The organism is Pedobacter sp. R20-19 (assembly GCF_000708265.2).
Lineage (GTDB): Bacteria > Bacteroidota > Bacteroidia > Sphingobacteriales > Sphingobacteriaceae > Pedobacter.
This window is the reverse complement of sequence record NZ_JCKI01000004.1, coordinates 327,789-352,116: the sequence shown is the minus strand read 5'-3', so window position 1 is coordinate 352,116 and position 24,328 is coordinate 327,789. Positions and strand designations below refer to the sequence as shown.

The 24,328-nt window shown below is 36.3% G+C and carries 21 protein-coding genes; 15 read left to right on the top strand and 6 right to left on the bottom strand.

Annotated features, from left to right (window positions below):
- Nucleotides 1-68: 68 nt before the first annotated feature.
- The gene (locus tag AN34_RS11805; protein WP_029285610.1) at nt 69-290 is read right to left on the bottom strand and encodes a hypothetical protein; all 222 of its coding nucleotides are present in this window, start codon (nt 288-290) and stop codon (nt 69-71) included.
- 194 nt (nt 291-484) lie between these two features.
- On the opposite strand from AN34_RS11805, the gene AN34_RS11800 reads away from it, so the two are divergent.
- A complete protein-coding gene (locus AN34_RS11800; protein WP_029285608.1) occupies nt 485-991 on the top strand; it encodes a hypothetical protein in 507 nt (168 codons plus the stop codon).
- On the opposite strand, the gene AN34_RS11795 is transcribed toward AN34_RS11800, so the two are convergent.
- Nucleotides 988-3,108, bottom strand: a complete 2,121-nt coding sequence (locus AN34_RS11795) for an HRDC domain-containing protein (RefSeq protein ID WP_051666470.1) — start codon at nt 3,106-3,108, stop codon at nt 988-990. The two genes, AN34_RS11800 and AN34_RS11795, sit on opposite strands and share 4 nt — an antisense overlap.
- Nucleotides 3,109-3,453: 345 nt before the next feature.
- Here AN34_RS11795 and AN34_RS11790 point away from each other — a divergent pair, with 345 nt between their 5' ends.
- The 6 genes from AN34_RS11790 to glgX all read left to right on the top strand — a co-directional run bounded on the left by AN34_RS11790 (nt 3,454) and on the right by glgX (nt 9,686).
- Nucleotides 3,454-3,768 carry a hypothetical protein gene (locus AN34_RS11790; protein WP_029285604.1) on the top strand — a complete coding sequence of 105 codons (315 nt, stop codon included), beginning with the start codon at nt 3,454-3,456 and terminating at the stop codon, nt 3,766-3,768.
- An 8-nt stretch (nt 3,769-3,776) separates the two neighbouring features.
- Complete coding sequence (locus AN34_RS11785) at nt 3,777-4,523, top strand: competence protein CoiA (protein ID WP_029285602.1); 747 nt, start codon at nt 3,777-3,779, stop codon at nt 4,521-4,523.
- Nucleotides 4,524-4,649: 126 nt separating this feature from the next.
- A complete protein-coding gene (locus AN34_RS11780; protein WP_029285600.1) occupies nt 4,650-5,489 on the top strand; it encodes an aldo/keto reductase in 840 nt (279 codons plus the stop codon).
- A gap of 208 nt (nt 5,490-5,697) precedes the next feature.
- Nucleotides 5,698-6,150, top strand: a complete 453-nt coding sequence (locus AN34_RS11775) for a VOC family protein (protein WP_231625535.1) — start codon at nt 5,698-5,700, stop codon at nt 6,148-6,150.
- A 57-nt stretch (nt 6,151-6,207) separates the two neighbouring features.
- Nucleotides 6,208-7,353 (top strand): serine hydrolase, encoded by a 1,146-nt coding sequence (locus AN34_RS11770; protein ID WP_029285596.1) that lies wholly within the window; start codon nt 6,208-6,210, stop codon nt 7,351-7,353.
- A gap of 203 nt (nt 7,354-7,556) precedes the next feature.
- The gene (gene glgX / locus AN34_RS11765) at nt 7,557-9,686 is read left to right on the top strand and encodes a glycogen debranching protein GlgX (protein ID WP_029285594.1); all 2,130 of its coding nucleotides are present in this window, start codon (nt 7,557-7,559) and stop codon (nt 9,684-9,686) included.
- An 83-nt stretch (nt 9,687-9,769) separates the two neighbouring features.
- On the opposite strand, the gene AN34_RS11760 is transcribed toward glgX, so the two are convergent.
- From AN34_RS11760 to AN34_RS11745, 4 genes are all read right to left on the bottom strand, one after another.
- Nucleotides 9,770-10,651 (bottom strand): bifunctional 5,10-methylenetetrahydrofolate dehydrogenase/5,10-methenyltetrahydrofolate cyclohydrolase, encoded by an 882-nt coding sequence (locus AN34_RS11760; protein WP_029285592.1) that lies wholly within the window; start codon nt 10,649-10,651, stop codon nt 9,770-9,772.
- 135 nt (nt 10,652-10,786) lie between these two features.
- Nucleotides 10,787-12,574 carry a translation elongation factor 4 gene (gene lepA, locus AN34_RS11755; RefSeq protein ID WP_029285590.1) on the bottom strand — a complete coding sequence of 596 codons (1,788 nt, stop codon included), beginning with the start codon at nt 12,572-12,574 and terminating at the stop codon, nt 10,787-10,789.
- 99 nt (nt 12,575-12,673) lie between these two features.
- On the bottom strand, nt 12,674-14,098 hold the full coding sequence (locus AN34_RS11750; protein WP_029285588.1) for an MATE family efflux transporter: 1,425 nt from the start codon (nt 14,096-14,098) through the stop codon (nt 12,674-12,676).
- 241 nt (nt 14,099-14,339) lie between these two features.
- A complete protein-coding gene (locus AN34_RS11745) occupies nt 14,340-14,759 on the bottom strand; it encodes a thioesterase family protein (protein WP_029285587.1) in 420 nt (139 codons plus the stop codon).
- An 82-nt stretch (nt 14,760-14,841) separates the two neighbouring features.
- Here AN34_RS11745 and AN34_RS11740 point away from each other — a divergent pair, with 82 nt between their 5' ends.
- The 8 genes from AN34_RS11740 to AN34_RS11705 all read left to right on the top strand — a co-directional run bounded on the left by AN34_RS11740 (nt 14,842) and on the right by AN34_RS11705 (nt 24,213).
- Nucleotides 14,842-15,045, top strand: coding sequence for a hypothetical protein (locus AN34_RS11740; protein ID WP_029285585.1), 204 nt, complete (start codon nt 14,842-14,844; stop codon nt 15,043-15,045).
- Nucleotides 15,046-15,054: 9 nt separating this feature from the next.
- Nucleotides 15,055-15,531 carry a hypothetical protein gene (locus tag AN34_RS11735; RefSeq protein ID WP_051666469.1) on the top strand — a complete coding sequence of 159 codons (477 nt, stop codon included), beginning with the start codon at nt 15,055-15,057 and terminating at the stop codon, nt 15,529-15,531.
- A gap of 287 nt (nt 15,532-15,818) precedes the next feature.
- Nucleotides 15,819-16,103, top strand: a complete 285-nt coding sequence (gene rpsO, locus AN34_RS11730) for a 30S ribosomal protein S15 (RefSeq protein ID WP_029285581.1) — start codon at nt 15,819-15,821, stop codon at nt 16,101-16,103.
- Nucleotides 16,104-16,279: 176 nt separating this feature from the next.
- Nucleotides 16,280-18,415 carry a polyribonucleotide nucleotidyltransferase gene (pnp, locus tag AN34_RS11725; protein ID WP_029285579.1) on the top strand — a complete coding sequence of 712 codons (2,136 nt, stop codon included), beginning with the start codon at nt 16,280-16,282 and terminating at the stop codon, nt 18,413-18,415.
- 249 nt (nt 18,416-18,664) lie between these two features.
- A complete protein-coding gene (rpe, locus tag AN34_RS11720) occupies nt 18,665-19,336 on the top strand; it encodes a ribulose-phosphate 3-epimerase (RefSeq protein ID WP_029285577.1) in 672 nt (223 codons plus the stop codon).
- 84 nt (nt 19,337-19,420) lie between these two features.
- Nucleotides 19,421-21,850 (top strand): TonB-dependent receptor, encoded by a 2,430-nt coding sequence (locus tag AN34_RS11715; protein ID WP_029285575.1) that lies wholly within the window; start codon nt 19,421-19,423, stop codon nt 21,848-21,850.
- A 269-nt stretch (nt 21,851-22,119) separates the two neighbouring features.
- Nucleotides 22,120-23,193, top strand: a complete 1,074-nt coding sequence (serC, locus tag AN34_RS11710; RefSeq protein WP_029285573.1) for a 3-phosphoserine/phosphohydroxythreonine transaminase — start codon at nt 22,120-22,122, stop codon at nt 23,191-23,193.
- 69 nt (nt 23,194-23,262) lie between these two features.
- Nucleotides 23,263-24,213, top strand: a complete 951-nt coding sequence (locus AN34_RS11705; RefSeq protein WP_029285572.1) for a D-2-hydroxyacid dehydrogenase — start codon at nt 23,263-23,265, stop codon at nt 24,211-24,213.
- Nucleotides 24,214-24,328: the final 115 nt, after the last annotated feature.

Below are 24,328 nucleotides of genomic sequence, written 5' to 3'. Positions count from 1 at the left end.
AAATAACTGTTAGCTATTTTTCTATAATAATAAACCCAAAAGAGCGATCATTACTGATCGCTCTTTTTTTATTCTTCTGTTTTTTCTTCTTCCCCGTCATCTATCCACTCGTCTAGTTTCGTTCCTTCGCCATCGGCAAAAGGAATTTCCTGTTCGGTGTATTCTGAGTCGTCCTTTTCCTCTTTAGGTAAATGACCTTCCCCGGCGTTTCCACCTGCACGGTGCATTTGGAACTGGTCAGAATCCTCAATTTTTTTTTCGTCTTTAGGTTGATCTTCCTGGTCTCTCATAACTTTATATTTTTCTTTAAATAACAGTTTCAGTCTGGCATAAGTTTTTATTTTAAGAAAAATGAATTCATGTAAAAAATCGTTTTAGTTTTTTTTTATCCGTTTAGTCTAAAAATGCGTACTTATTTTAGTTGCAAAACTATTAGGTTAAATATATTTTTGCTTTATTGCCGATATTATCAACGTTCCTACAAATGAAAAATCCCTCCATAAGTTTAACTCCAGCTAAATGTGAGCTTTTGGATAACATCCTGAATGAATTTGATGAAGAAGTTTACATCAAATCAGATCGTGTACTTAAAATTTTCAGAGGTAACGGAACACTCGCGTCTGATTATTTAGATTTCCTCGTTCAGATGAATCTGGTTATTCTTGTCGGTCAGGTAGATGGCGTTCCATTACCCGCCATGGTGGGAAAACAGGCAGGCGTTGACATGTTTATTAGTGAAGGTGGTTTTAAACGCCGTTATGCTCTAAACAAACTGGAGCAAGATACAGGTAAAAGTATTTTCGATTTACAGAATGAGAATCTGGATTTAAAGGAAAAAGTTGCTAAACAAGATCAGTTGCTAAAGGGTTTAGAAGATAGCCTTACGCAGCAGGGAAAGGATATTTTAGAAAAATGGCTCATTAGGGTCTTATTCTTTTTTGCAGGCATATTAATTACTTATGCTTATTTTAAAATCTTTCATGAAGTTTAAAATAGTGTGCTTGCACCTAAAAAGTCATTCACAATCCTTAAAATTTCTTTACCCAAATCTACTGCATTTCCAATACCTACACCTTTTACAGCAGCCAGTTGATCGGTAGACCTTGGTGGTTTGGCCGCTATGTTTAGCAACGCCAGATCAGATAAAATAGAATGAGCCGGGACATTTCGCTGCTGACTCAAGTTTTTCCTCCAATCCATCAGGCTTTGATATAATTTTTTGTTAATCACTTCTTTAGGTAATTCAGTTTTCGCCTGGGTTGTTTTTTTAGGTCGCTGATCAAACCTGTTGGCAGCTCCAAGATAAACTTTTGTGTAATCTTCAAGCGAAAAAGGACTCCATGAAAAATTAAAAAGTGCAAGTTTAACATTTAAGGCATTGGCACAGAAACTTAGTGTAGCTAGAATCTTTTCAGATTGTTCGTCCAGATAAATATTCAGGGTAGCAAATTTGCTCATTTCATGGGTCACCGTTTCCAGTTTCGGAATAAAATATTGGGCAGCCTTTTCGAGTCGCGCTAAAAATGATTCATCTTCATCAAGATTTGAATCCTTAGCTATTTTAGCCAATTCCTGATCTTTGAATTTCCTGGCAATCCGAACGAGGTCTTTTTCCAGTAAATCACCAATAGCATTCCTGAGGTTATCTAAAGCAGCATTTTCATCATTAGCCCTGAATTTTGAATTTTTCAAGATCTCCCAATAGCCCTGAATGGCACTAAAATCGAATAAATCATCAATCAGGTTCCAGGCATATTGCTTTTGGAAAGTGCCTAAATCATTTAGGGAAGGTTTCTTACTCACCGCCTGGGCTGTAAAAGCAATAATCCTTTTATCAGTCATGATGTTTTCCATCTTAACGGGAGATTTAAGCAACAGGCCATCAAGACTTTTACACCTGCTTAATGCCACATAAGCCTGGCCATGTGTAAATGAAGCGCTGATATCTACAATGGCTTTTTCAAAAGTTAAGCCTTGGCTTTTATGGATGGTAATTGCCCAGGCCAGCTTAAACGGATACTGTGCAAATGAACCGGTATTGGTTTCATTAATTTTATTTTCATCCTGATCCAGCGCATATTTAACGTTCTGCCATTCTTCACGTTCCACTTCAAATGCTTCACTGTCGTCTAAAAACTGCACCCGCACACTATCATTTCCTATTCCGACAACTTTGGCTGCCTTACCATTGTAATAAAGTTTTTTTCCTGAAGAATCATTTTTGATGAACATCACCTGTGCACCTACCTTTAAATGGAGCACTTCATCAACCGGATAGGCATCTTTAGGGAAATCGCCTGTTACCTTTGCAGCAAAAGCATGGGTTTCGCCTTCCAGTTTTTCAAGGCATTCCGTGTTAATCTGTCCAACCAGGTTATTGTGGGTAGTTAAAGTAATGTAATCTTCTTTCCATGCATCAGCCAATGTAGGATCGTAATGTTCGTTCAGCTGATTTAAAAGGGCAGGGGTAAGTGTGTTTTCTCTGATCCGGTTTAAAATATCTAAAAATAAGGGATCAGACTGGCGATAAACTTTCTGAAGCTCGAAGGTAACCAGTGAAATCCGTTTTAAAATTATGCTATCAAAAAAGTAAGGACTTAAATAATAATCTTTCAGGATATGCCAGGCATCATGCGCAATTGGCGAGAGCTGGTAAAGATCTCCAATCATTAAAACCTGTGTACCACCAAATGGTAAATTGGATGCCTTTACGGTTCTAAGCGTCTGATCAATAAAGTCGAGCATATCTGCCCTCACCATACTAATTTCATCAATCACCAGAAGTTCAAGGCACTTTAGTAATTTAATTTTATCTTCTGCATATTTAAGCTCCTTGTTTGGTTCACCTGGCTGAGTTGGAATAATTGGCCCAAAGGGCATTTGGAAAAAAGAATGAATGGTAACACCACCAGCATTTATGGCGGCTACCGCAGTGGGTGCAACCACAGCAAAATTTTTAGTGGTGGTTTCTTTGATTTTGCGCAGGAGTGTTGTTTTTCCGGTTCCAGCTTTACCTGTTAAAAATATGGGCTGATTCGTAAATTTAATAAAATCGAGGATGAGCTGTTGATCTTGATTCGAATTTTCTAAACTGTGATTGTTATCCATCTTTACTTACTAATCTCCTGAATGCATTTCGCTATTTTTTGCAAATATGCACAGAATTGAGTTGATCCTGATGTTGTTTAAGGCAGATGTTATGCACAAAATGCTTGCTAACGTCATGTAGATTGGTTGATTTGAAAGAAAAGAATATTGTTACCTGTAAAATATATTGGCTATCTTATTGAAGCACAGCTGCATTTTTCAAAATGACATTCAGCTAAAGAAAATATCATCAAATATATTTGTTTGCTAAATATTTTAGTATAAATTTGTTTTTCTCGCATAGGAGATTATTGATGATTTAGCGTAGAGAGCAGTTTTTTCTGTTTTCGAAGAATATGGAATAATATGACTGTTACAGTTTTAGCAATATTAGAAACAGATTTTCGACCCGATCTTTCACTGGGTAAAATTATGAATGAGCGGCTTAAAGTTGCTGCGGATGACTTACGTGATATACATTTACAAGCCATGGAAGCGATTGGTCAGCGTAGTGATGATCTGGTTGTATACATCAGCTACAACCCAAAATATAAAATTCGCTGGCGTATTGTAAATGATGTGCCTGAGGAAGTGGAACATTTTGTAGGTCGTGTATGTGGAGATTTAGGCTACATTCAGTGGAAAACAGCTGTGATGAATATTTTTAAAGGAAACGAATAATTCTTTAAATGCAATATGCCCTTGTAAACGGAATAAAAGCCGAAGCTGTAAAGGGAGCGAGTGGTAATTGTATTGGCTGCGGACAAAAAGTAATTGCCAAATGCGGCACTATAAAAATCAGACACTGGGCACATGCTGTTGCAGAAAAATGTGATTCCTGGTGGGAAAACGAAACCATCTGGCACCGGGAGTGGAAGGAGAACTTTCCAACTAGCTTTCGAGAGGTGAATTTTTTTGATAATCAACTTCAGGAGTTTCACCGTGCTGATATTCATACCGCTGCCGGAGTAACCATTGAACTTCAAAACTCACCCATATCTTTAAAAGAGTTGCAATCTCGTGAAGCATTCTATCCTAAGTTGATTTGGGTCGTAAACGGATTGAAGTTTAAGGGTTTTAAAATTTTAAAGGCGATTCCCGACCCCAATCATATCGCATTAAATGATTTTGAATTTTGCCATACCGAGCATCTTTCTATGATTCGGAAAAGTGACGCGCTCGCTCAAAGCCCAAACCCAGACATACTTAATTTTTACCACAAGGATTTAAAATCAATCCCAGTAAGTACAGTATTTTATGCTTTTAGCTGGCGAAATGCACATCAAGCCTGGATGCATGTTTCCTGTCCTCTTTTTATCGATTTTGGTGGGCATTTTTTATACCGATTGAGAAAAAGATATCAGATTTCTGGAAATTATAGTTATTTGCAGCTTATAAGTAAGCAATCGTTTTTAGCAAAATACGCTACAGATTAACTTCTTAAATCAACAGGAAGAATATATGTTGCAGCATTATCATAATTTTTTTCAGTACAAACATTAAGAATCATTTTCAAGTTAATAAACCATAGCATCTCTTTTTTTAAATTAAAAACTTTAGAAATGACAAATACGAATTTAACATTCAAAATTGGTGATATCGAAATTAACCGATTAGGTTATGGAGCCATGCAATTAACCGGTCAAGGCGTTTTTGGTGAAGTGGAAGACCGTGAAAATGCAAAGAAGGTCTTACAGGCCGCCGTAGCCAATGGTGTAAATTTTATTGATACTGCCGAAGCATATGGCCCTAAATTTAATGAATTATTGATTGCTGAAGCTTTACACCCATACGCATCAGGATTATTTATTGCGACTAAAGGTGGTTTTGACAGAACAGGGCCTAACAAATGGATTCCAAACGGAAGTCCGAAAAAAATTAAGGCAGATATTGAAGGCAGTTTAGAAAGACTTCAGGTAAGTCAGATTGATTTGTGGCAATTGCATCGGATTGATCCAAATACGGATATTGAAAAAACACTGGCTCCGGTAATTGAAGCTGTTAAGGCCGGTAAAATTAAACACGTAGGTTTATCTGAAGTAAGCATTGAGCAAATTAAACATGTACAAAATTTATTGCCAATTGTATCGGTTCAGAATATGTATAACCTGGTTGACCGAAAATGGGAGGATGTTCTTGATTATACCGCTGAGCAAGGTTTGGCTTTCATTCCCTGGTTCCCTTTAGCATCAGGGCCAGCTAAATTAGAAGATAAAATTAAAGTTATAGCAGAAGCTCATCAGGCTACTACAGCTCAAATTGCTTTGGCCTGGTTACTTAAACGTTCTGAAAATATTCTGCTTATTCCTGGTACCAAATCAGTTGCACATTTAGCAGAAAACCTAAAGGCTGCAAATATTAATTTATCTGATGAGGAGTTTAAAACACTATCCAATCAATAATGAAGTGATTGGATCTGCAACAAGCAGATTTTTACTTAAACCCACCTTCTGTATGAATCAAAAAGTGGGTTTAATTTTGATATTATCCAGGTGTGCTAAATAGTACCATCAATGAGTACCACGAGCATTGAATGTAACTTTGTAATTGGGTTTCCATAAAAAACAGAAATTTTCAATAGAATTGATCGATAAAATCAGATATTTAAGAATGAAAAAAATTATTTTTCCTTCGCTTTTATTGCTCTCATGTTTCTTTTTTCAAAAATCTATGGCGCAACAAGCCCCTGCTGTATTAAATCATATTGCTGTTTATGTATCTGATTTGGGTAAATCTACTGCTTTTTATGGTAGTGTTTTTAACCTTAAGGAGATTCCAGAACCATTTAAAGATGGTAAACATACCTGGTTTTCATTAGGCAATGCCGGTGCACTACACTTAATTCAAGGTGCAAAAAGCAATCAAACTTTTGATAAAAACGAACACCTTTGTTTTAGCGTAGCCTCTATTGATATTTTCGTTAAAATGTTAACCGCTAAAAATATTCCGTTTGAAGATTGGCCAGGTAAGGCAGGCGCAGTTACTACAAGAGTTGACGGCGTAAAACAGGTTTATTTTAAAGATCTCGATGGACATTGGCTGGAAACAAATGATGCCAAATAGTAAGGTCGGAAACTGCCAGAATAATTTACTGATCAATATCCTTATCTAGTTTAAACCATGATGCAATCTTTCTTTTCTAAGCTATTAACAATGATGCTATTGCTGCTTCAATTTAACATGGCATGTGCACAACATGAAAGTGCCGAAGCAGATTTTGAACAAGTAATGAGCAGATTTAATGCTATTGGTGCATCGGTTGCCGTAGTGAAAGAAGGTAAAATCATCTATACCCATTCTTTTGGTTTTAAGGATCTGGAGAATAAAACGCCATTAACGGATCAGGATATTTTCCGAATTGCTTCCATTTCAAAATCTTTCTCCGCAACATCAATTATGCAATTAATTGAGGCTGGGAAGTTATCTCTGGATGATGATTTTGGTGATTTAGTTGGCTTTAAAATCCGAAATCCAAAATTTCCTGATCTGAAAATTACGCTCAAAATGGCACTTTCGCATACTTCCAGCTTAAATGATAGCCAAGGATACCTGAACCTGGATTTAATTAATCCGGATAAAAATCCGGATTATGCTAAATGTTATAACAATTATGCGCCAGGAAAAGGGTATCAGTACTGTAATCTGAATTTTAACCTTATTGGTACGATTATCGAAAAAAAGTCAGGCGAACGTTTTGATCAGTATGTCAATAACCATATCCTCCAACCGCTAGGGCTTTATGGTGGCTATTGCGTTGATTCTTTAGACAGCAATCGGTTTGTAAAGCTATATGAATACCATACTGATACAAAAAGTTTTACACCATCTCCAGCTGCTTACGCACCAAGGCGTACAGAAATCAGAGATTATGTAATAGGTTACAGCACACCCATTTTTTCGCCAACAGGCGGAATGAAAATTTCAGCAACAGATTTAGCAAAGTATATGATCATGCACATGAACTATGGTATAGCTAATGGTGTAAAAATCATTTCCAAAAAACATTCTAAACTCATGCAAACTAAAATCACGGATGAAGAAGAATATGGGCTGGCACTTCGCCAAACGGGTAATTTAATTCCTGGTGTAATGCTTATTGGCCATACCGGTTCTGCCTACGGATTATACAGTACCATGTTTTTTAATCCTAAACAAAAGTTTGGCTTCGTGATTATTACCAATGGAATTAATGCAACCTATACCGGAGATTTCCCAGATTTTAGCAGGGCTGCAATCAACACTTTGTACCATCATTTTATAAAGTAATTGGTTTATTAACAGTTCTTTGTAAACTACAATATTAATTTATCATTACACTTCATAAAATTGTTTTTGCTGGCAAAATCATTTTGTTAAAACTTTTAGCGCTATATATTACTTTTAAATAGGTTGATCGGAAAAATATACCTGTAAGCATTACAACTCATTTTACCCGTTGCTAAAAATTTATCAATCTAAATTAAAATATAATGCCAGAAATTTTACAATTTCCAGGAGATGCTTATCCGTTAGGTGCCACATGGGATGGTGAAGGAGTGAATTTTGCACTCTTTGCGGAAAATGCAACTGCTGTTGAACTTTGTTTTTACGATCATGAACATGCAGATACAGAAACAGATAGGATAACTATTCTGGAACGATCTCACGAAATCTGGCATGCCTATATTCCAGATATAAAACCAGGCCAGCTTTATGGTTATCGTGTGCATGGCCCATATGAACCTGAAAACGGATGTAGATTTAACCCAAATAAAGTATTGCTTGATCCTTATGCAAAAGCGATAGCAGGAAATATTAAATGGGACGATTCACTCTTTGGATATAAACTTGGAGATCCGCAGATGGATCTTAGTTTTAGCGAAAGTGATAATACTGCTTTTATTCCTAAATCTGTAGTGATTGATCCAGCTTATAATTGGGAAGGTGATACCCATCCTAAAACTGATTATCATGAAACGGTGATTTACGAAATGCATGTAAAAGGTTTTACGAAAATGCATCCTGAAATTCCCGAAAATCTCCGTGGAACCTATGCTGGTTTAGCACATCCGGTTGCCATTCAATACTTAAAAAAGTTGGGGGTTACTGCTGTAGAGCTGATGCCGGTTCATCATTTTATATCTGATCATCACTTACAGGAGAAAGGGCTGACTAATTACTGGGGCTACAATACCATTAGTTTCTTTGCACCTGATTCTGGCTATGCCTCATCAGATGTACGCGGAGAACAAGTAAATGAATTTAAAGACATGGTTAAGGCACTTCATGCCGAAGGCATTGAAGTGATTTTAGATGTTGTTTATAACCATACTGGCGAGGGCAATGAGTTAGGGCCAACTTTATCTTTTAAAGGAATAGATAATGGTGCATATTATCGGCTGGAAGAAAACAGACGTTATTATACTGATTATACAGGAACTGGAAATACCTTAAATTCCATGTTACCGAATGTGCTTCGTTTTATTATGGACAGTTTAAGGTATTGGATTCAGGAAATGCATGTTGATGGCTTTCGCTTTGACCTGGCTTCTACGCTGGCCAGAGAATTACATGAGGTAAACAGACTAAGTGCTTTTTTTGATATCATTCATCAAGACCCTGTAATTTCTCAGGTAAAATTAATTGCAGAGCCCTGGGATGTAGGAGATGGGGGCTATCAGGTTGGTAAATTTCCGCCAGGCTGGGCCGAATGGAATGGAATGTACCGGGATGTGATGCGTGATTACTGGCGTGGAAATCCGAATATGTTAGGCGAATTTGCACAGCGATTTTTAGGTAGCCCTGATTTATACCAGGAGGATTACAGAAGGCCAACAGCCAGTGTAAACTTTATTACCGCTCACGATGGATTTTCACTTCATGACCTCGTTTCTTATAATGAAAAACATAACGAGGCCAATTTAGATCACAATACAGATGGTGAAGACCACAACAGATCCTGGAATTGCGGCGTGGAAGGTGAAACCGATGACGAGCAGATCATTCAGTTACGCCAGCAGCAAAAGCGAAATTTTCTAGCCACATTATTTCTATCTCAGGGTATTCCGATGCTGGTATCTGGCGATGAAATGGGTAAAACACAGCGTGGAAATAACAATTCCTATTGTCAGGACAATGAATTGTCCTGGTTGAACTGGGCTGCTGCAGATGAATCATTATTGTATTTTACACAGCAGTTAATAGATTTGCGCTTAAATCATCCAAGTTTAAGAAGAAGAAAATGGTTTAATGGACAGGAAGTTGGAGATGATGGCGTTAAAGATATCGCTTGGTTTACGCCTGATGGTAATCCAATGAAAGGCTATAACTGGGAGAGTGACTTCGCCCGATCTATTGGGATTTACTTTCATGGCGAAGGTATTCAAAGCAAAGGACCTATGGGAGAAGATATTCTAGACAATCATTTCTTCATCATATTTAATGCACACTACGAAGGGCTGGATTATAAATTACCAAAAAAAGATTATGCAAAAAGATGGCGAAAGGTTTTAGATACAGGTACCGGAGAAATCTCTAAGCATGATTTATCTTTACATGAAGCTGCTGAGATTCTTACTGTGGGCGGAAGATCAATATTGGTTTTAAAATCTGAAGAATAAAAAAGCAGCCGTCTCATAATTGACTTATGAGACGGCTGCCTATTGATCTTTTTTATCAAGAGTTTTACTTTTAAGCAGTTCGCTTAAGAATAAATTTCTTTTCTGGCAGATGCCAAAGTATTTTTTAACAAACCAACAATAGTCATTAATCCAACGCCGCCTGGAACAGGGGTGATGTAAGATGCTTTTGGTGCTACGCTGTCGAAATCAACATCACCGTAGAGTTTAAAGCCTGATTTTGTTTCGGTTGATGTTTCTCTGTTAATACCCACGTCAATAATAATCGCACCAGGCTTAACCATATCGGCTGTGATAAAATTCTTTTTACCAATTGCTGCAATGATGATGTCTGCTTGTAAAACTTGTTCTTTTAAGTCTTTAGTACGAGAGTGTGTAAGTGTTACTGTACAGTTACCAGGATTGGCATTTCGAGCCATCAGAATGCTCATTGGACTGCCCACAATATTACTTCTGCCTACTACAACACAGTGCATTCCGGTAGTATCAATATCATATTCCTGTAGCATTAACATAATGCCATATGGAGTTGCCGGGATAAAACATGGTAAATTCCTCATCATTCTACCCAGATTTACCGGGTGAAATCCATCCACATCTTTACGATGGTCGATTGTTTCTGTAACCTTTTCCGGATCAATATGTTTTGGCAAAGGCAATTGAACAATTAATCCATCAACATCAGCATCCTGATTGATTTCTTGAATTTTGGCTAATAATTCTGCCTCTGTAACTGAATGATCATAACGATAAAGTGAAGATTTAAAACCTACCTTTTCGCAGTTTTTCATTTTACTGGCTACGTAAGTTTCACTGCCACCATCATTACCAACTAAAATGGCTACCAAATGTGGCTTACGACCACTTTTATTCAAAAATTCAGCTGCTTCTTCTGCAATCTGAACTTTTACTTTTTCTGATACGTATTTACCGTCTAATAATTTCATTCTTATAATATCGAGTAGCGATAATCAAGTATTAAGACCAATAGTCAACCCATCAATCATCCGCTATGCTTTTAAATATATTATCTGATTTGCTTTGAAATCTTGATACCTGATAATTGCATCTTGATTCTATTTTTAATCCAATTTCAAAACTGCCATGAATGCCGATTGTGGAATTTCTACATTTCCAACCTGGCGCATGCGTTTTTTACCTTTTTTCTGTTTTTCTAATAACTTACGCTTACGGGAAATATCACCACCATAACATTTAGCAGTTACATCTTTACGTAAGGCGCTTAGCGTTTCGCGGGCAATTACTTTTGCACCAATTGAAGCCTGTATTTTGATTTCAAACTGCTGACGGGGAATGAGTTCTCTTAATTTTTCGCAGATTTTTTTTCCAAAATCATAAGCATTACTGCGGTGAATTAGAGAAGATAATGCATCAACAGGTTCATCATTTAGTAACATATCTAAACGAACCAAATCTGATTTACGATATCCAATCTGATGATAATCAAAAGAAGCATAACCTTTTGAAATCGTTTTCAATTTATCGTAAAAATCAAATACAATTTCGCCCATTGGCATCTCAAAAATTAACTCAACACGATCAGATGTTAAGTAAGATTGATTTACAATAATTCCACGTTTTTGAATACACAGTGACATGACCGGACCAACAAACTCTGCTTTGGTGATGATGTTTGCTTTAATAAACGGCTCTTCAACAGAATCCAGTTTACTTGGATCTGGCAAATCAGATGGGTTATTTACAATAATTTCATCACCTTTAGTGGTATGTGCAATGTATGATACGTTGGGTACGGTTGTAATTACCGTCATATCAAATTCGCGTTCCAGGCGCTCCTGGATAATTTCCATGTGCAACATCCCCAAAAATCCGCAACGGAAACCAAAGCCTAAAGCTGCTGAACTTTCTGGCTCGAAAACAATAGAAGCATCATTCAATTGTAGTTTATGCATTGCTTCACGAAGTTCCTCAAACTCATCGGTATCAACAGGATAAATTCCGGCAAATACCATTGGCTTAACTTCTTCAAAACCTTGAATGGAATCAGGAGATGGCCTGTCTACGGTAGTGATGGTATCACCAACTTTAACTTCGCGTGCTTCTTTAATGCCAGAAATAATATAACCTACATCACCAGTTTTAACCACGTTCCTTGGAGACATGTCCAGTTTTAAGATCCCCACTTCATCGGCCAGATATTGCTTACCAGTGTTAATGAACTTAACTTTGTCTCCCTTTTTAATCTCTCCGTTAACCACTTTATAGTAGGCAATAATCCCTCTGAATGAATTAAAAACAGAATCGAAAATTAAAGCTTGCAAGGGTGCCTCAGGATCACCAACAGGAGCGGGTACACGGTCTACAATGGCTTGGATAATATCAGGAATTCCCATACCTGTTTTACCAGATGCAGGAATAATATCTTCACGTTTACAGCCAATCAGATCAATAATCTGATCTTTTACCTCTTCTGGCATTGCTCCGGGTAAATCCATTTTATTTAGAATCGGAATGATCTCTAAATCATGTTCTAATGCTAAGTATAAATTTGAAATGGTTTGCGCCTGAATTCCCTGTGATGCATCTACAATAAGCAATGCGCCTTCACAAGCGGCAATAGATCGCGAAACTTCGTATGAAAAATCAACGTGTCCGGGTGTATCAATCAGGTTAAAATTGTATTCAATGTCTCCAACTTTATAGTTCATTTGTATGGCATGACTTTTAATAGTAATGCCTCGCTCGCGCTCCAAATCCATATTATCGAGCAATTGCGCCTGCGCTTCACGCTGCGAAATCGTCGCTGTATATTCTAATAACCGATCAGCCAAAGTGCTCTTGCCATGGTCGATATGTGCAATAATGCAAAAATTACGTATATGCTTCATCTTTGCGCAAAGATATAGTTTTTAATGGAAAATAGGAGATGGAAAATCTGATGTTAAGACAGTTCAATTTCACTCGGTTTTTAATAGAATCATGTTAAATTAAACCATCGTTTTTTTCCATTTCCCTTTTTTAAATAAAATAAAGGCAGCAATGGCAATTCCTATTTCAGCTGTTGGGATGGCAATGAAAACACCAGTTGGACCCATCTCTAAGTATTTAGCCAGAAAATAAGCTAATGGAATCTGAAATAACCAGAATGCAAAAATATTAATTTTAGTAGGTGTCCACGTGTCACCTGCACCATTAAAAGCACTGGTCAACACCATCCCCATTCCATATATAACAAAGCCAATACTTAGAATCTTTAATGCCCTGCTTGCAATTTCAATCACTTTTTCATCGGATGTAAAAAAAGCCGCAAATAAATGTCCGCAAGTTAGAAAGAGTACACTCACTACGGCCATAAAAACGAGAATGTATTTCATGGTTTGAAAAACTGATTTTTCGGCCCTGTCGATATGTCCGGCACCCAGGTTTTGGCCAACTAATGTTGCAGCAGCATTGCTTAAACCCCAGGCAGGCAATAAAAAGAACATCATTAACCTTAATGCGGTTTGGTAACCAGCAGAACCTTCATCTCCACCAGTGGTAGCTACCAGTTCTGCCAAAAATACCCAGCTGCAGCTTGCGATTACGAATTGGAAAATGGCGGGTGCTGCAATTTTTATGATGGCTTTGATTTGATCAAAATCAGGGATGAAATGACTAATTCTAATCTTCAGAGCATTTTTTCCATTAAATAGATTATAAACCTGATAGCTTACCCCTAAACCACGACCAATTGTTGTGGCTATTGCTGCACCCGTTAATCCAAATGCAGGTACTGGGCCAAAGCCATTAATAAAAACAGGGCAGAGGATAATGTTTGCAATATTGGCGATCCACAAACTTCGCATGGCGATTGCTGCATTACCTGCACCCCTGAAAATACCATTAATTAAAAAAAGCAGCACAATGATAATGCTTCCACCCATCATAATGCGAACGAATGTAGTTCCGTGATCAGCAGTTTCGGTTGATGCACCCATGAGTAAAAGGATGTCTCTCGCATAAATTAAGCCTGCAATGCTGATCAGTATATTTAAAGCCACTGCAATAACAATGGTTTGCATTCCGGCTTTAGATGCTGCTTCTGGGTTTTTCTCTCCAATTCTTCTCGAAACAACAGCAGTAGCCGCCATACTTAAGCCTATTGCTAATGAATAAATTATCGTAAGAACTGATTCTGTTAAGCCTACTGTTTGTATAGCATGGCTGCTGTTTTCCAGATGACCAACAAAATATAAATCAACTAAGGCGAAAACTGATTCCATAGCCATTTCCAGCATCATCGGAATGGCTAATAATATAATAGCCCTTTTAATACTGATTGAAGTTAAATCTACTTCATTTCCTTTTAATGATTGTATGAGGACATCAAAAAATGAAGATAGTTTGCCCTTTGTCTTAAGTGACTGTGACATATAAAAAATTGTAAAATGTATATTTAGACCAATTGATATGCGGTTAGCTGTACATATCTTAAATAAAAATGGGAGGGAATCCTCAGTTACTTAGAACCTCAAATGGATTGCAGATACTATCATGGCGCTGATCTTTTGATGGGCAAAGATAAATAAAATTTTCGATTGCCAAATTATGATCACTGATTTTTAGTGTGTTGATTCAAAAAGATGCTGAAATAAATTTAACCTGACGATGAATCTATATGCTGTATGCGCTAATCATTTCGTCAGTAACTTTTGTTCCACGACTGGTGTTTAAATCAATTAAGACATAATCGAAAATTCCATCGGATGCAACTTTGCCGGTTTTTTTATTGATAATTTCGAACTGAACAGCACAACCTTTATCATTCATCGTTAATATTCCTGTTCTGATCAACATTAAATCATTCATTAAAAGCGGGCGTTTAAAATTAATATCTACATGGCTAACTACCCAGCCTAAACCTTGTTTGGTGAAGTGCTCCCAGGGCATTCCATAAAATTTTTCCATTTGCTCGTAGCGGGCAGCCAGCACATAATCCAGGTATTTGCTATTATGCACATGGTTAAACATGTCTATATCATCCGGACGTACACGTAATTCGCTTTCAAAAATGCTGTATTGGTTCTTTTTCAAGGGTAGATGTTTTATGCAAAAGTATAATATATATTTACGTCATTACATCTTTACGTCGCAAATTTCGTATTTTTGATATAAAATGGGAAAACTTAAATTATATGACACTTCAATTCCACGTGAATTAATTGCTGAAGAGCGTGAAAGTGTTTATTTAAGTCGTAGTCCGGAGCAACGTTTTCTTAGCGTGTTGCATCTCAATCATATTTCAGTGGTTATGAATGGCGGTAGGCCTTTAAAATCTCCTCAAGGCAAAGGCCTGGTCATCCGTAAGCCATCTATCTAGTTTTTGTATATGTCTTTTGATAAAGAAAACCCAGAAATGCTTTTGCTGTTAGCAACTTTTCAACAGTTTGATTTACATTATTTAATTGTAGGTGGCTTTGCTGTAAACCGTTATGGTTATAACCGTACTACAGGAGACCTGGATATATATTTAAAAGATACAAAAGAAAACAGGCAAAACTTAATTTATGCACTGGATAAAATGGGTTATGGCAAATACGAGATGTTATTGGATGTTCCAATTATTGCAGGGTATTGCGAAGTGATGATGGATGATGGGATGTATGCAGATTTAATGACAGATATTCCCGGATTGGATAAAAATAATTTTGATGAGTATTTTCAAATGGCAACTGTTGATGAAATAAATGGGATCAAAGCCAGATTTCTTCATTATAACCATCTCCTTGATAACAAACGCGCTACGAATAGACCGAAAGATCAATTAGATGTTTTAGAACTGGAGCGTATTAATAAGAAAAACTAAGTCTCTTGCACAATCTTATTTTTCTAAACCCGACTTAGCGGAAATCCTTTTTCTGCAATTTCCGAATGAGATTGCTTCGTGGTTCCTCCTTGAAAAGACCACAAATGAAGTACTACAGGCAAAAATATTGCAGCGAGTATATGACTGAAGTAACAAACTAAGAAATAGCGTTACTTTTGAAATGATTTTAACGATCAAGCAATTAAACAATGCTTTGCTACTATGTAAAAAATCTTTATCTTTGCGGCATTATTAATTAATTTTATACACTTTAATATTATTCAAGAATGTATTTAAGTTCAGAAAAGAAAGCCGAAATTTTTAAAACACACGGCGAAGTAGAAACCAACACGGGTTCTGCTGAAGGTCAGGTAGCGTTGTTTACATACCGTATTGCGCACTTAACAGAACACTTAAAGAAAAATCGTAAAGATTTCTCTACTCAGTTGTCACTTCAAAAATTGGTAGGTAAACGCCGCGGTATTTTGGCTTACTTATACAAAAAAGATATTGAGCGCTATCGTGCTATCATTAAAGCTTTATCGCTTCGTGATATCATTAAACAAAAATAAGCGTAATTTTATCATTAAAAGCCATTCTCTAGAATGGCTTTTTTACTTTCCTGTTAAATATTTTGACGGGATTTATTATAGATAGGGTTTTTTAATCTTATCTTCGTTTGCAAAAACAAAAACATATATAAACAACGGTGTGTAGAAAGAGGAAAACACACCACAATTCTAATTAAATGAATGTAATAAAAAAATCGTTCGATTTGGGCGATGGCAGAACAATTGAGATTGAAACTGGTAAATTAGCTAAACAGGCTGATGGTTCGGTAGTAGTGAAAATGGGCGATACCATGTTGTTAGCAACTGTAGTATCAACTGTAGGTGCTAAACCAGGAACTGATTTCTTACCATTATCAGTTGATTATCAGGAAAAATATGCGGCTACCGGCCGTATTCCAGGCGGATTTTTACGTCGTGAAGCAAGGTTATCAGATTATGAGGTTTTAATCTCACGCTTAGTAGATAGAGCTTTACGCCCAATGTTCCCTTCTGATTATCACTCCGATACTCAAGTGATGATTTCATTAATTTCTGCTGATAAAAATATTTTGCCTGATTGTTTAGCTGGTTTAGCTGCATCAGCTGCATTATCAGTTTCAGATATTCCTTTTAACGGTCCGATTTCTGAAGTACGTGTAGCTAAAATTGATGGTAAATTGGTGATCAATCCATATGCCAGTGACTTAGAGCGTGCAACATTAGAATTCATGGTTGCAGGTTCTGCAAATGATATTGGCATGGTTGAAGGTGAATGTGATGAAATTCAGGAAGATGAAATGGTTGAGGCATTGAAATTTGCCCATGATGCCATTAAAATTCAATGTGCGATCCAAAAAGAATTAACAGAAGCTACTGGCAAAACCGTTAAACGTGAATATAGCCACGAAGATCATGATGCTGATTTAAAAGCAAAAGTGTATGCAGATACCTATGAAAAAGTTTATGCTGTAGCAAAAGCTGGTGGAAATAAAGATGTTCGTAAAGAAGGTTTTACTGCAATTATTAATGATTTCTTTGCAGCAATGCCAGAAGATACTGCAGATTTAACTAAAGCAATGGCTAAACATTATTATCATGATGTTCAGTATGATGCCATCAGGAATTTATTATTAGATGAAGGTATTCGTTTAGATGGTCGTAAAACAACTGAAATTCGTCCAATCTGGAGTGAAGTTGGTTATTTGCCTGCTGCTCACGGTTCAGCCGTATTTACACGTGGTGAAACTCAATCTTTAACATCAGTTACCTTAGGTAGCAAAGATGATGAGCAAATGATTGATGGTGCTTTCTTCAACGGTTATAACAAATTCTTATTACACTATAATTTCCCAGGTTTTTCAACTGGAGAGGTTAGACCAAACAGAGGTGCAGGTCGCCGTGAAATTGGCCACGGTGCATTAGCGCAACGCTCATTAAAAAAGGTATTGCCACAGGGTGATGCTAATCCATATACCATCCGTATCGTTTCTGATATTTTAGAATCAAATGGCTCGTCATCAATGGCAACTGTTTGTGCTGGTACATTGGCATTAATGGATGCCGGTATTAAAATCAAATCTCCGGTTTCAGGTATTGCAATGGGTTTAATCACTGATGAGAAAACTGGTAAATATGCCATCCTTTCTGATATTTTAGGTGATGAAGATCACTTAGGTGATATGGATTTTAAAGTAACTGGTACTGAACATGGTATAGTTGCTTGTCAGATGGACTTAAAAATCAATGGTTTATCTTATGAGGTTTTAACTAAAGCTTTATTACAGGCTAAAGAAGGTCGCTTACATATCTTAAATGAGATGAAGAAAACCATCAGTACGCCAAATGAAGATTATAAACCACATGCTCCACGTATCGTTTCTTTAACTATTGAAAAAGAATTTATTGGTGCAATTATAGGCCCTGGAGGAAAAATCATTCAGGAAATGCAACGTGAAACTGGCGCTTCAATCTCTATCGAAGAAGTTGATGGTAAAGGAATTGTAGAAATTTTTGCTGATAATAAAGCAGCTATCGATTCAGCTGTTACCCGTATTCGTAATATTGTGGCTAAACCAGAAATTGGTGAAGTTTACCAGGGTAAAGTAAAATCAATTATGCCATTTGGTGCATTTGTTGAGGTGATGCCAGGTAAAGATGGTTTATTACACATCTCTGAAATTTCATGGGAGCGTTTAGAAACTATGGATGGTGTATTAAAAGAAGGTGATAAAATCGAGGTTAAATTATTAGACATCGATAAACAAGGTAAAATGAAACTTTCTCGCAAAGTTTTATTGCCAAGACCAGAAAAACCAGCTGCGCCACAAGCGTAGAAAAAGTCCGGAGTCGGAAGTCCGAAGTCGGGAGATATATAAAAACCCTTTCAGTTTACTGGAAGGGTTTTTTGTTTATATAATATAACTTCGGCCTTTCCAACTACAAACTTTCACAGTTCTTTTGTAACTTGCATTCTTAGTAAATTGTATAAACAAATCATCATTGCTAGGCACGAAGTAATCTCACTATAATCCGAATGCATTAAGATTGCTTCGTACCTAACAATGACGAAAAACAATAAAAAAATGAAATACATTATTGCCCCATCCATACTTTCAGCCGATTTCGGCAACTTACAACGCGATATCGAAATGATTAATAAAAGTGAGGCAGATTGGTTTCATGTAGATGTGATGGATGGCGTTTTTGTACCAAATATCTCCTTTGGCTTTCCAATAATGGCGGCTGTAAAAAAACACGCAACAAAACCATTAGATGTGCACTTAATGATTATAAACCCTGATCAATACATTGCCGAATTTGCAGAAGCAGGGGCAGATCGGATTACTGTTCATTACGAGGCTTGTACGCATTTACATCGAACCATTCAATTAATTAAAGCTTCAGGCTGTAAAGCAGGAGTGGCGCTAAATCCACATACACCAGTTACATTGTTGCAGGACGTTATCGAAGATCTAGATTTGGTATTAATTATGTCAGTAAACCCGGGTTTTGGCGGGCAGCAATTTATCCATAACACCTATAAAAAAATAAGAGATTTAAAGCAATTGATTCAGGGTGTAAATGAAAATTTAATTATTCAGGTTGATGGTGGCGTAGGTTTACAAAATATAACCAATTTGGTATCTGCAGGAGCAAATGCTTTTGTAGCAGGTAACGCTATTTTTGTTGCTGAAAATCCACCTGAAATCATTTCTAATATGAAAAGCCTGATGGATAGCTCAATAAATATTTAACTTGTGAAATATTTTATTGCTAAATTGTTTTTAGGATGAGGTGCAAACATCTTAATACCTGGTACTCTTATATTGATATCAAAAATGCTCCAGATTCGGCTAATCATTTTTCTGTTAATTGCCGGTTGTGGTTTAGCTTTTGCACAGCCATTGGTTAGAATTTCAGGAATTGTTTACAATGAGCAACAACTTCCTTTGGCACATGTTACGGTTATTGTATTAGGTCAGGCTCAATCCACTATTACAGATGAATTTGGTGTTTATACCATTTATTCCAAATCAAAGTCATTCCATATTAAATATTCTTTGCTGGGTTATCAGCCACAGATTTTAAAGTTTAATGAGCGTTCAGGAGCACGGATTACGCAACGGGTAAATTTGTTTACCAATATTAATGAACTGGAACAAATAGATATCACGAACAAGCAAAATCAACTTAGCAATACCACTACCATAAATATCGCTGATGTGGCGTCAATGCCTCTGGTATCAGGGAATTTTGAAACCATGCTGAAAACGCTACCAGGCGTTTCAACAAATAATGAGCTAAGCGCACAATATAGTGTTCGTGGGGGTAATTTCGATGAAAATTTAATCTATGTTAATGATGTTGAAATCAACAGGCCAGTTTTAATTCGAAATGGACAACAAGAAGGATTAAGTTTCATTAATGCTGATCTGGTTAGTAAAGTAAAGTTTTCTGCCGGAGGCTTTGAGGCCAAATATGGTGACAAATTATCTTCGGTATTGGATATTAAATATGATAAGCCAGACAGTAATCAAACGATTATCAGTACCAGTCTCTTAAATACTTCGTTAACAGCCAAACGGGTTTTTAAACGCAGTTTTTTGCTGGTAGGTTTAAGATATAAAAATAATTCAAGCGTGCTCATTAAACAAGATGACAAGGGAAGTTATAGCCCAAATTTTGCTGATGGGCAATTCATGTATCAATACGATTTCTCTCCTAAGTTTAACATTAGTTTTTTGGGAAACTTAAATCTTGGGCAGTTTAAGCTGGTGCCAACAAACAGAGAAACAGCATTTGGTACTTTAAATACAACACTTCGATTGGATGTTGATTATACAGGCCAGGAAATTGATGACTACCAAACACTTGGTACAGCAGTTACCGCAACCTATTCTCCAAAGTCAAATCTGGTGATTAAATTTATAAATAGTTATTTTAACACTATCGAACGGGAACGGTTTGATATTAATGGAAGTTATATCTTTAATAAAGTTGATCCAAGTACATCATTGGGAAATTTGGTTGCGAATAACAAAAATAGAGCAATAGGGAATTATTACAATTTTGGCGACAATAGCCTAAATACACAGATTTTGGTTTCGGAAATTAAAGTAGACCAAAATTTTAATAATCATGTTTTTTCCTGGGGTTTAAAGTTTGATCGCTCACATTATGCAGATCGGTTAGATGAGTATAGTTATGCCGATTCAACAGGAATGATAGTGGCCAATCAGCCGAAGGATGTTGTATTGCAAAATGTAGTTAACGTAGAAAATAGCATAGATATTAAAAACTATAGCACCTACATTCAGGATAGTTATTCACTTTCCGATTATGCAGAGTTACAATTAGGTACACGTGCAGGTTACAATTCTTTAAGCAGGCAATTGATTATTAGTCCGAGGATGTTAATTGCTTACCGACCGAATGGAGACAATAAGATTTTACGATTTACTGCTGGTGTTTATAAGCAGCCGCCATCTTACAGAACCATTCGCGATTTCTCTGGAAAATTAAATATCAATCAAAAAGCACAAAGTTCTTACAATACTTCTTTTGGATATGATTATGCATTTGATGCCTTTGGTACCCGTTTAAAATTTACTTCTGAAGCATACTTTAAATATTCTGACCGTTTAATTCCTTATAAAATTGATAACTTAAGAATCAGGTATCTGGCTAATGAGGTATCAAAAGGTTATGCTTATGGGGCAGATTTTAGTATTGGAGGTGAATTTGTTAAAGATTTAATATCCTACTTTAGAATGTCGGTGATGCGGGCAACCGAAGATATTATCGGTGATAGTTATGTGCAAAATGGAAAAACCATTTATCCCGGATTTCTAAAGCGCCCAACTGACCAAAGGTTAAATTTTTCATTTTTCTTTCAGGATAAATTGTTAAATAGTCCAACTTATAAGGTGCATCTAAATGCAGTATATGGCTCTCGTTTACCAATCGGACCGCCTCAAACACCAAAGTATTTGGATAAATTTTTCATTCCATCCTATAAGCGTGTTGATATTGGTTTTTCTAAAGATTTTTTAGATGATGTTGCAGTACATAAGCCTAAATTTTTAGATAAAAACTTTAGTTCAGTGATTCTGTTTTTTGAAATTTTTAATCTGTTAAATATCAATAACACTGTTTCTTACTTATGGTTAAATGATGTTGATAAGGTACAATATGCCATCCCAAATTATTTAACCGGCAGACAATTTAATCTTAAATTAATTGTCAAATTGAAAACAAAATCTGATTAAATCACAATTTGGGTATTTGATAAAACCTGATCGGGTGAAAAAGATTGAAGAGAATGGCAATATAACCGCAAGCTAATAGTTGCTTCTTTTTTCTTATTTAATAATCAAAAATGCATATTCTTACCTGAACTGATATTATTGCAAAAACTGCAATAAATCAATCAATTTTCTGTTATATTTTAACAATATTTGATTTTTTAGGATACGATTTTTTAAGATAACTCCTATAAAAATTTTACATTTACGCCCATAAAACATTATATAATAAGATGAAGCATAATTTTGGCGCAGGCCCTTGTATTTTACCTCAAGAAGTGTTTAAACAAGCTGCACAGGCAGTTTTAGATTTTAACGATGGATTATCAATTTTAGAAATTTCGCATAGAACAACAGAGTTTGAGGCCGTTGTTGCTGAAGCTGAAAAATTGGTAAAGGAGTTGCTAAACGTGCCATCGGGTTATTCCGTTTTATTTTTACAAGGCGGTGCAAGTTTACAATTTGCAATGGTTCCAATGAATTTACTTGGAGATGGACAAACTGCCAGTTATTTAGATTCTGGTGTTTGGGCTACTAAAGCATTAAAGGAAGCCAAATTTGTAGGAAATGTTAATGTTGTTGCTTCTTCAAAAGATGCAAACTATACATTCATTCCTAAGGATTATGAAATTCCGGCAGATAGTGCATATTTCCATTATACATCAAACAATACGATTTATGGAACTGAATTATTTGAAGCACCTAAAACTACTGTTCCGATAGTTTGCGATATGTCATCTGATATCATGAGTCGGGTAATTGATGTTTCTCAATTCGACTTAATTTATGCTGGTGCGCAAAAAAACATAGGACCTGCAGGTTTAACGATTGTAATTGTGAAAGATGAAATTCTTGGTAAAATCGACCGTAAAATTCCATCAATGTTAAACTATCAATCGCATATTGATAATGGTTCAATGTACAATACACCACCTGTATTCTCAATTTATGTTGCTTTATTAAATCTTCGCTGGTTAAAGTCAAAAGGTGGCGTTGCTGAAATTGAGAAAGAGAATAAGCAGAAAGCTGAGGCGCTATACAGAGAAATTGACCGTAATCCGTTATTCAAAGGAACCTGTACTGTTGAAGATCGTTCAAAAATGAACATTTGTTTCGTAATGGAGAATGCAGAATTGGAAAAACCATTTCTGAAATTTGCAGAGGAGCAAGGTATTATAGGAATTAAAGGCCACAGAAGTGTTGGTGGTTTCCGTGCATCCATGTATAATGCGTTACCAATTACAAGTGTTCATGCTTTGATTGATGCGATGCAATCATTCGAAGAAAAACAAGCAAAAGCAAATTAAATTAATTTTAACGGATAATTGATTCGCACAGCAATCTGTTGTAATCAATTTAAGGAGTGATATCAAATTATGATTAAGATATTAGCAAACGATGGAATAGATCCCATTGGAAAAGAGTTATTAGAAAAAGCAGGTTTCCAGGTTGATACGGAAACAATTCCTCAGGATCAGTTGGCTGAAGCTTTAAAAAACTACGATGCCATCACTGTTCGTAGTGCAACAAAGGTTAGAAAAGAATTAATTGACGCCGTGCCAAATATCAAATTAATTGGCAGAGGTGGTGTAGGTATGGATAATATTGATGTGGAATATGCACGCAGCCAGGGTGTTGCCGTGGTAAATACACCTGCAGCATCTTCATTATCTGTTGCTGAGCTGGTTTTCTCTCATTTATTTACTGGAATCAGGTTCTTGCAGGATGCAAACCGTAAAATGCCGGTTGATGGGGCCACTCAATTCAATAACCTTAAAAAAGCTTATGCCAAAGGAACTGAATTAAGCGGTAAAACCATTGGTATTATTGGTTTTGGTAGAATTGGTCGTGCAACAGCAAAAGTAGCCTTAGGTTTAGGAATGAATGTTTTGGCTTATGATTTATACCCTTCTGAATCTGAAATTACTTTAGAATTTCAAGGTGGAAAATCAGTAAGTATTCCAATCAAAACAGTTTCATTAGATGAGGTAATTGCGGGCAGTGATTTCTTTAGTTTACATACTCCATTTGCTGAAAAGCCAATTTTAGGTGCAGAAGAATTTGCTAAAATGAAGAATGGTGTTGGAATTGTAAATTGCTCACGTGGTGGAACCATTGACGAGCCTGCATTAATTGATGCTTTAAATTCTGGTAAGGTTTCTTTTGCTGGTTTAGATGTTTTCGATAATGAGCCTACACCATTAGCAGAAATTTTAACACATCCTAAAATCTCTTTAACACCTCATATCGGTGCATCAACAAACGAAGCACAAGAACGTATTGGTACGGAATTAGCAACGTTAATTATTGAGCATTTTAAGAAATAAATTGAATTTTAGCGTTACTAACTTTTTAAAAGCTAGTAACGCTTTTTTATTTCATTAATCCAAAGCTTTAGTTAATACCCAATACCGATAACCTAATATCGCTTTCTGAAAAGTG

Coding starts and splice junctions, on each gene's coding strand:
- AN34_RS11735 (WP_051666469.1), top strand. CDS start 15,055: ATGTCTTTTGATAAAGAAAACCCAGAAATGCTTTTGCTGTTAGCAACT.
- pnp (WP_029285579.1), top strand. CDS start 16,280: ATGAATGTAATAAAAAAATCGTTCGATTTGGGCGATGGCAGAACAATT.
- AN34_RS11790 (WP_029285604.1), top strand. CDS start 3,454: ATGACTGTTACAGTTTTAGCAATATTAGAAACAGATTTTCGACCCGAT.
- AN34_RS11770 (WP_029285596.1), top strand. CDS start 6,208: ATGATGCAATCTTTCTTTTCTAAGCTATTAACAATGATGCTATTGCTG.
- rpe (WP_029285577.1), top strand. CDS start 18,665: ATGAAATACATTATTGCCCCATCCATACTTTCAGCCGATTTCGGCAAC.
- AN34_RS11805 (WP_029285610.1), bottom strand. CDS start 290: ATGAGAGACCAGGAAGATCAACCTAAAGACGAAAAAAAAATTGAGGAT.
- rpsO (WP_029285581.1), top strand. CDS start 15,819: ATGTATTTAAGTTCAGAAAAGAAAGCCGAAATTTTTAAAACACACGGC.
- AN34_RS11795 (WP_051666470.1), bottom strand. CDS start 3,108: ATGGATAACAATCACAGTTTAGAAAATTCGAATCAAGATCAACAGCTC.
- serC (WP_029285573.1), top strand. CDS start 22,120: ATGAAGCATAATTTTGGCGCAGGCCCTTGTATTTTACCTCAAGAAGTG.
- AN34_RS11750 (WP_029285588.1), bottom strand. CDS start 14,098: ATGTCACAGTCACTTAAGACAAAGGGCAAACTATCTTCATTTTTTGAT.
- AN34_RS11705 (WP_029285572.1), top strand. CDS start 23,263: ATGATTAAGATATTAGCAAACGATGGAATAGATCCCATTGGAAAAGAG.
- glgX (WP_029285594.1), top strand. CDS start 7,557: ATGCCAGAAATTTTACAATTTCCAGGAGATGCTTATCCGTTAGGTGCC.
- AN34_RS11785 (WP_029285602.1), top strand. CDS start 3,777: ATGCAATATGCCCTTGTAAACGGAATAAAAGCCGAAGCTGTAAAGGGA.
- AN34_RS11760 (WP_029285592.1), bottom strand. CDS start 10,651: ATGAAATTATTAGACGGTAAATACGTATCAGAAAAAGTAAAAGTTCAG.
- AN34_RS11780 (WP_029285600.1), top strand. CDS start 4,650: ATGACAAATACGAATTTAACATTCAAAATTGGTGATATCGAAATTAAC.
- AN34_RS11715 (WP_029285575.1), top strand. CDS start 19,421: ATGCTCCAGATTCGGCTAATCATTTTTCTGTTAATTGCCGGTTGTGGT.
- AN34_RS11740 (WP_029285585.1), top strand. CDS start 14,842: ATGGGAAAACTTAAATTATATGACACTTCAATTCCACGTGAATTAATT.
- AN34_RS11800 (WP_029285608.1), top strand. CDS start 485: ATGAAAAATCCCTCCATAAGTTTAACTCCAGCTAAATGTGAGCTTTTG.
- lepA (WP_029285590.1), bottom strand. CDS start 12,574: ATGAAGCATATACGTAATTTTTGCATTATTGCACATATCGACCATGGC.
- AN34_RS11775 (WP_231625535.1), top strand. CDS start 5,698: ATGAAAAAAATTATTTTTCCTTCGCTTTTATTGCTCTCATGTTTCTTT.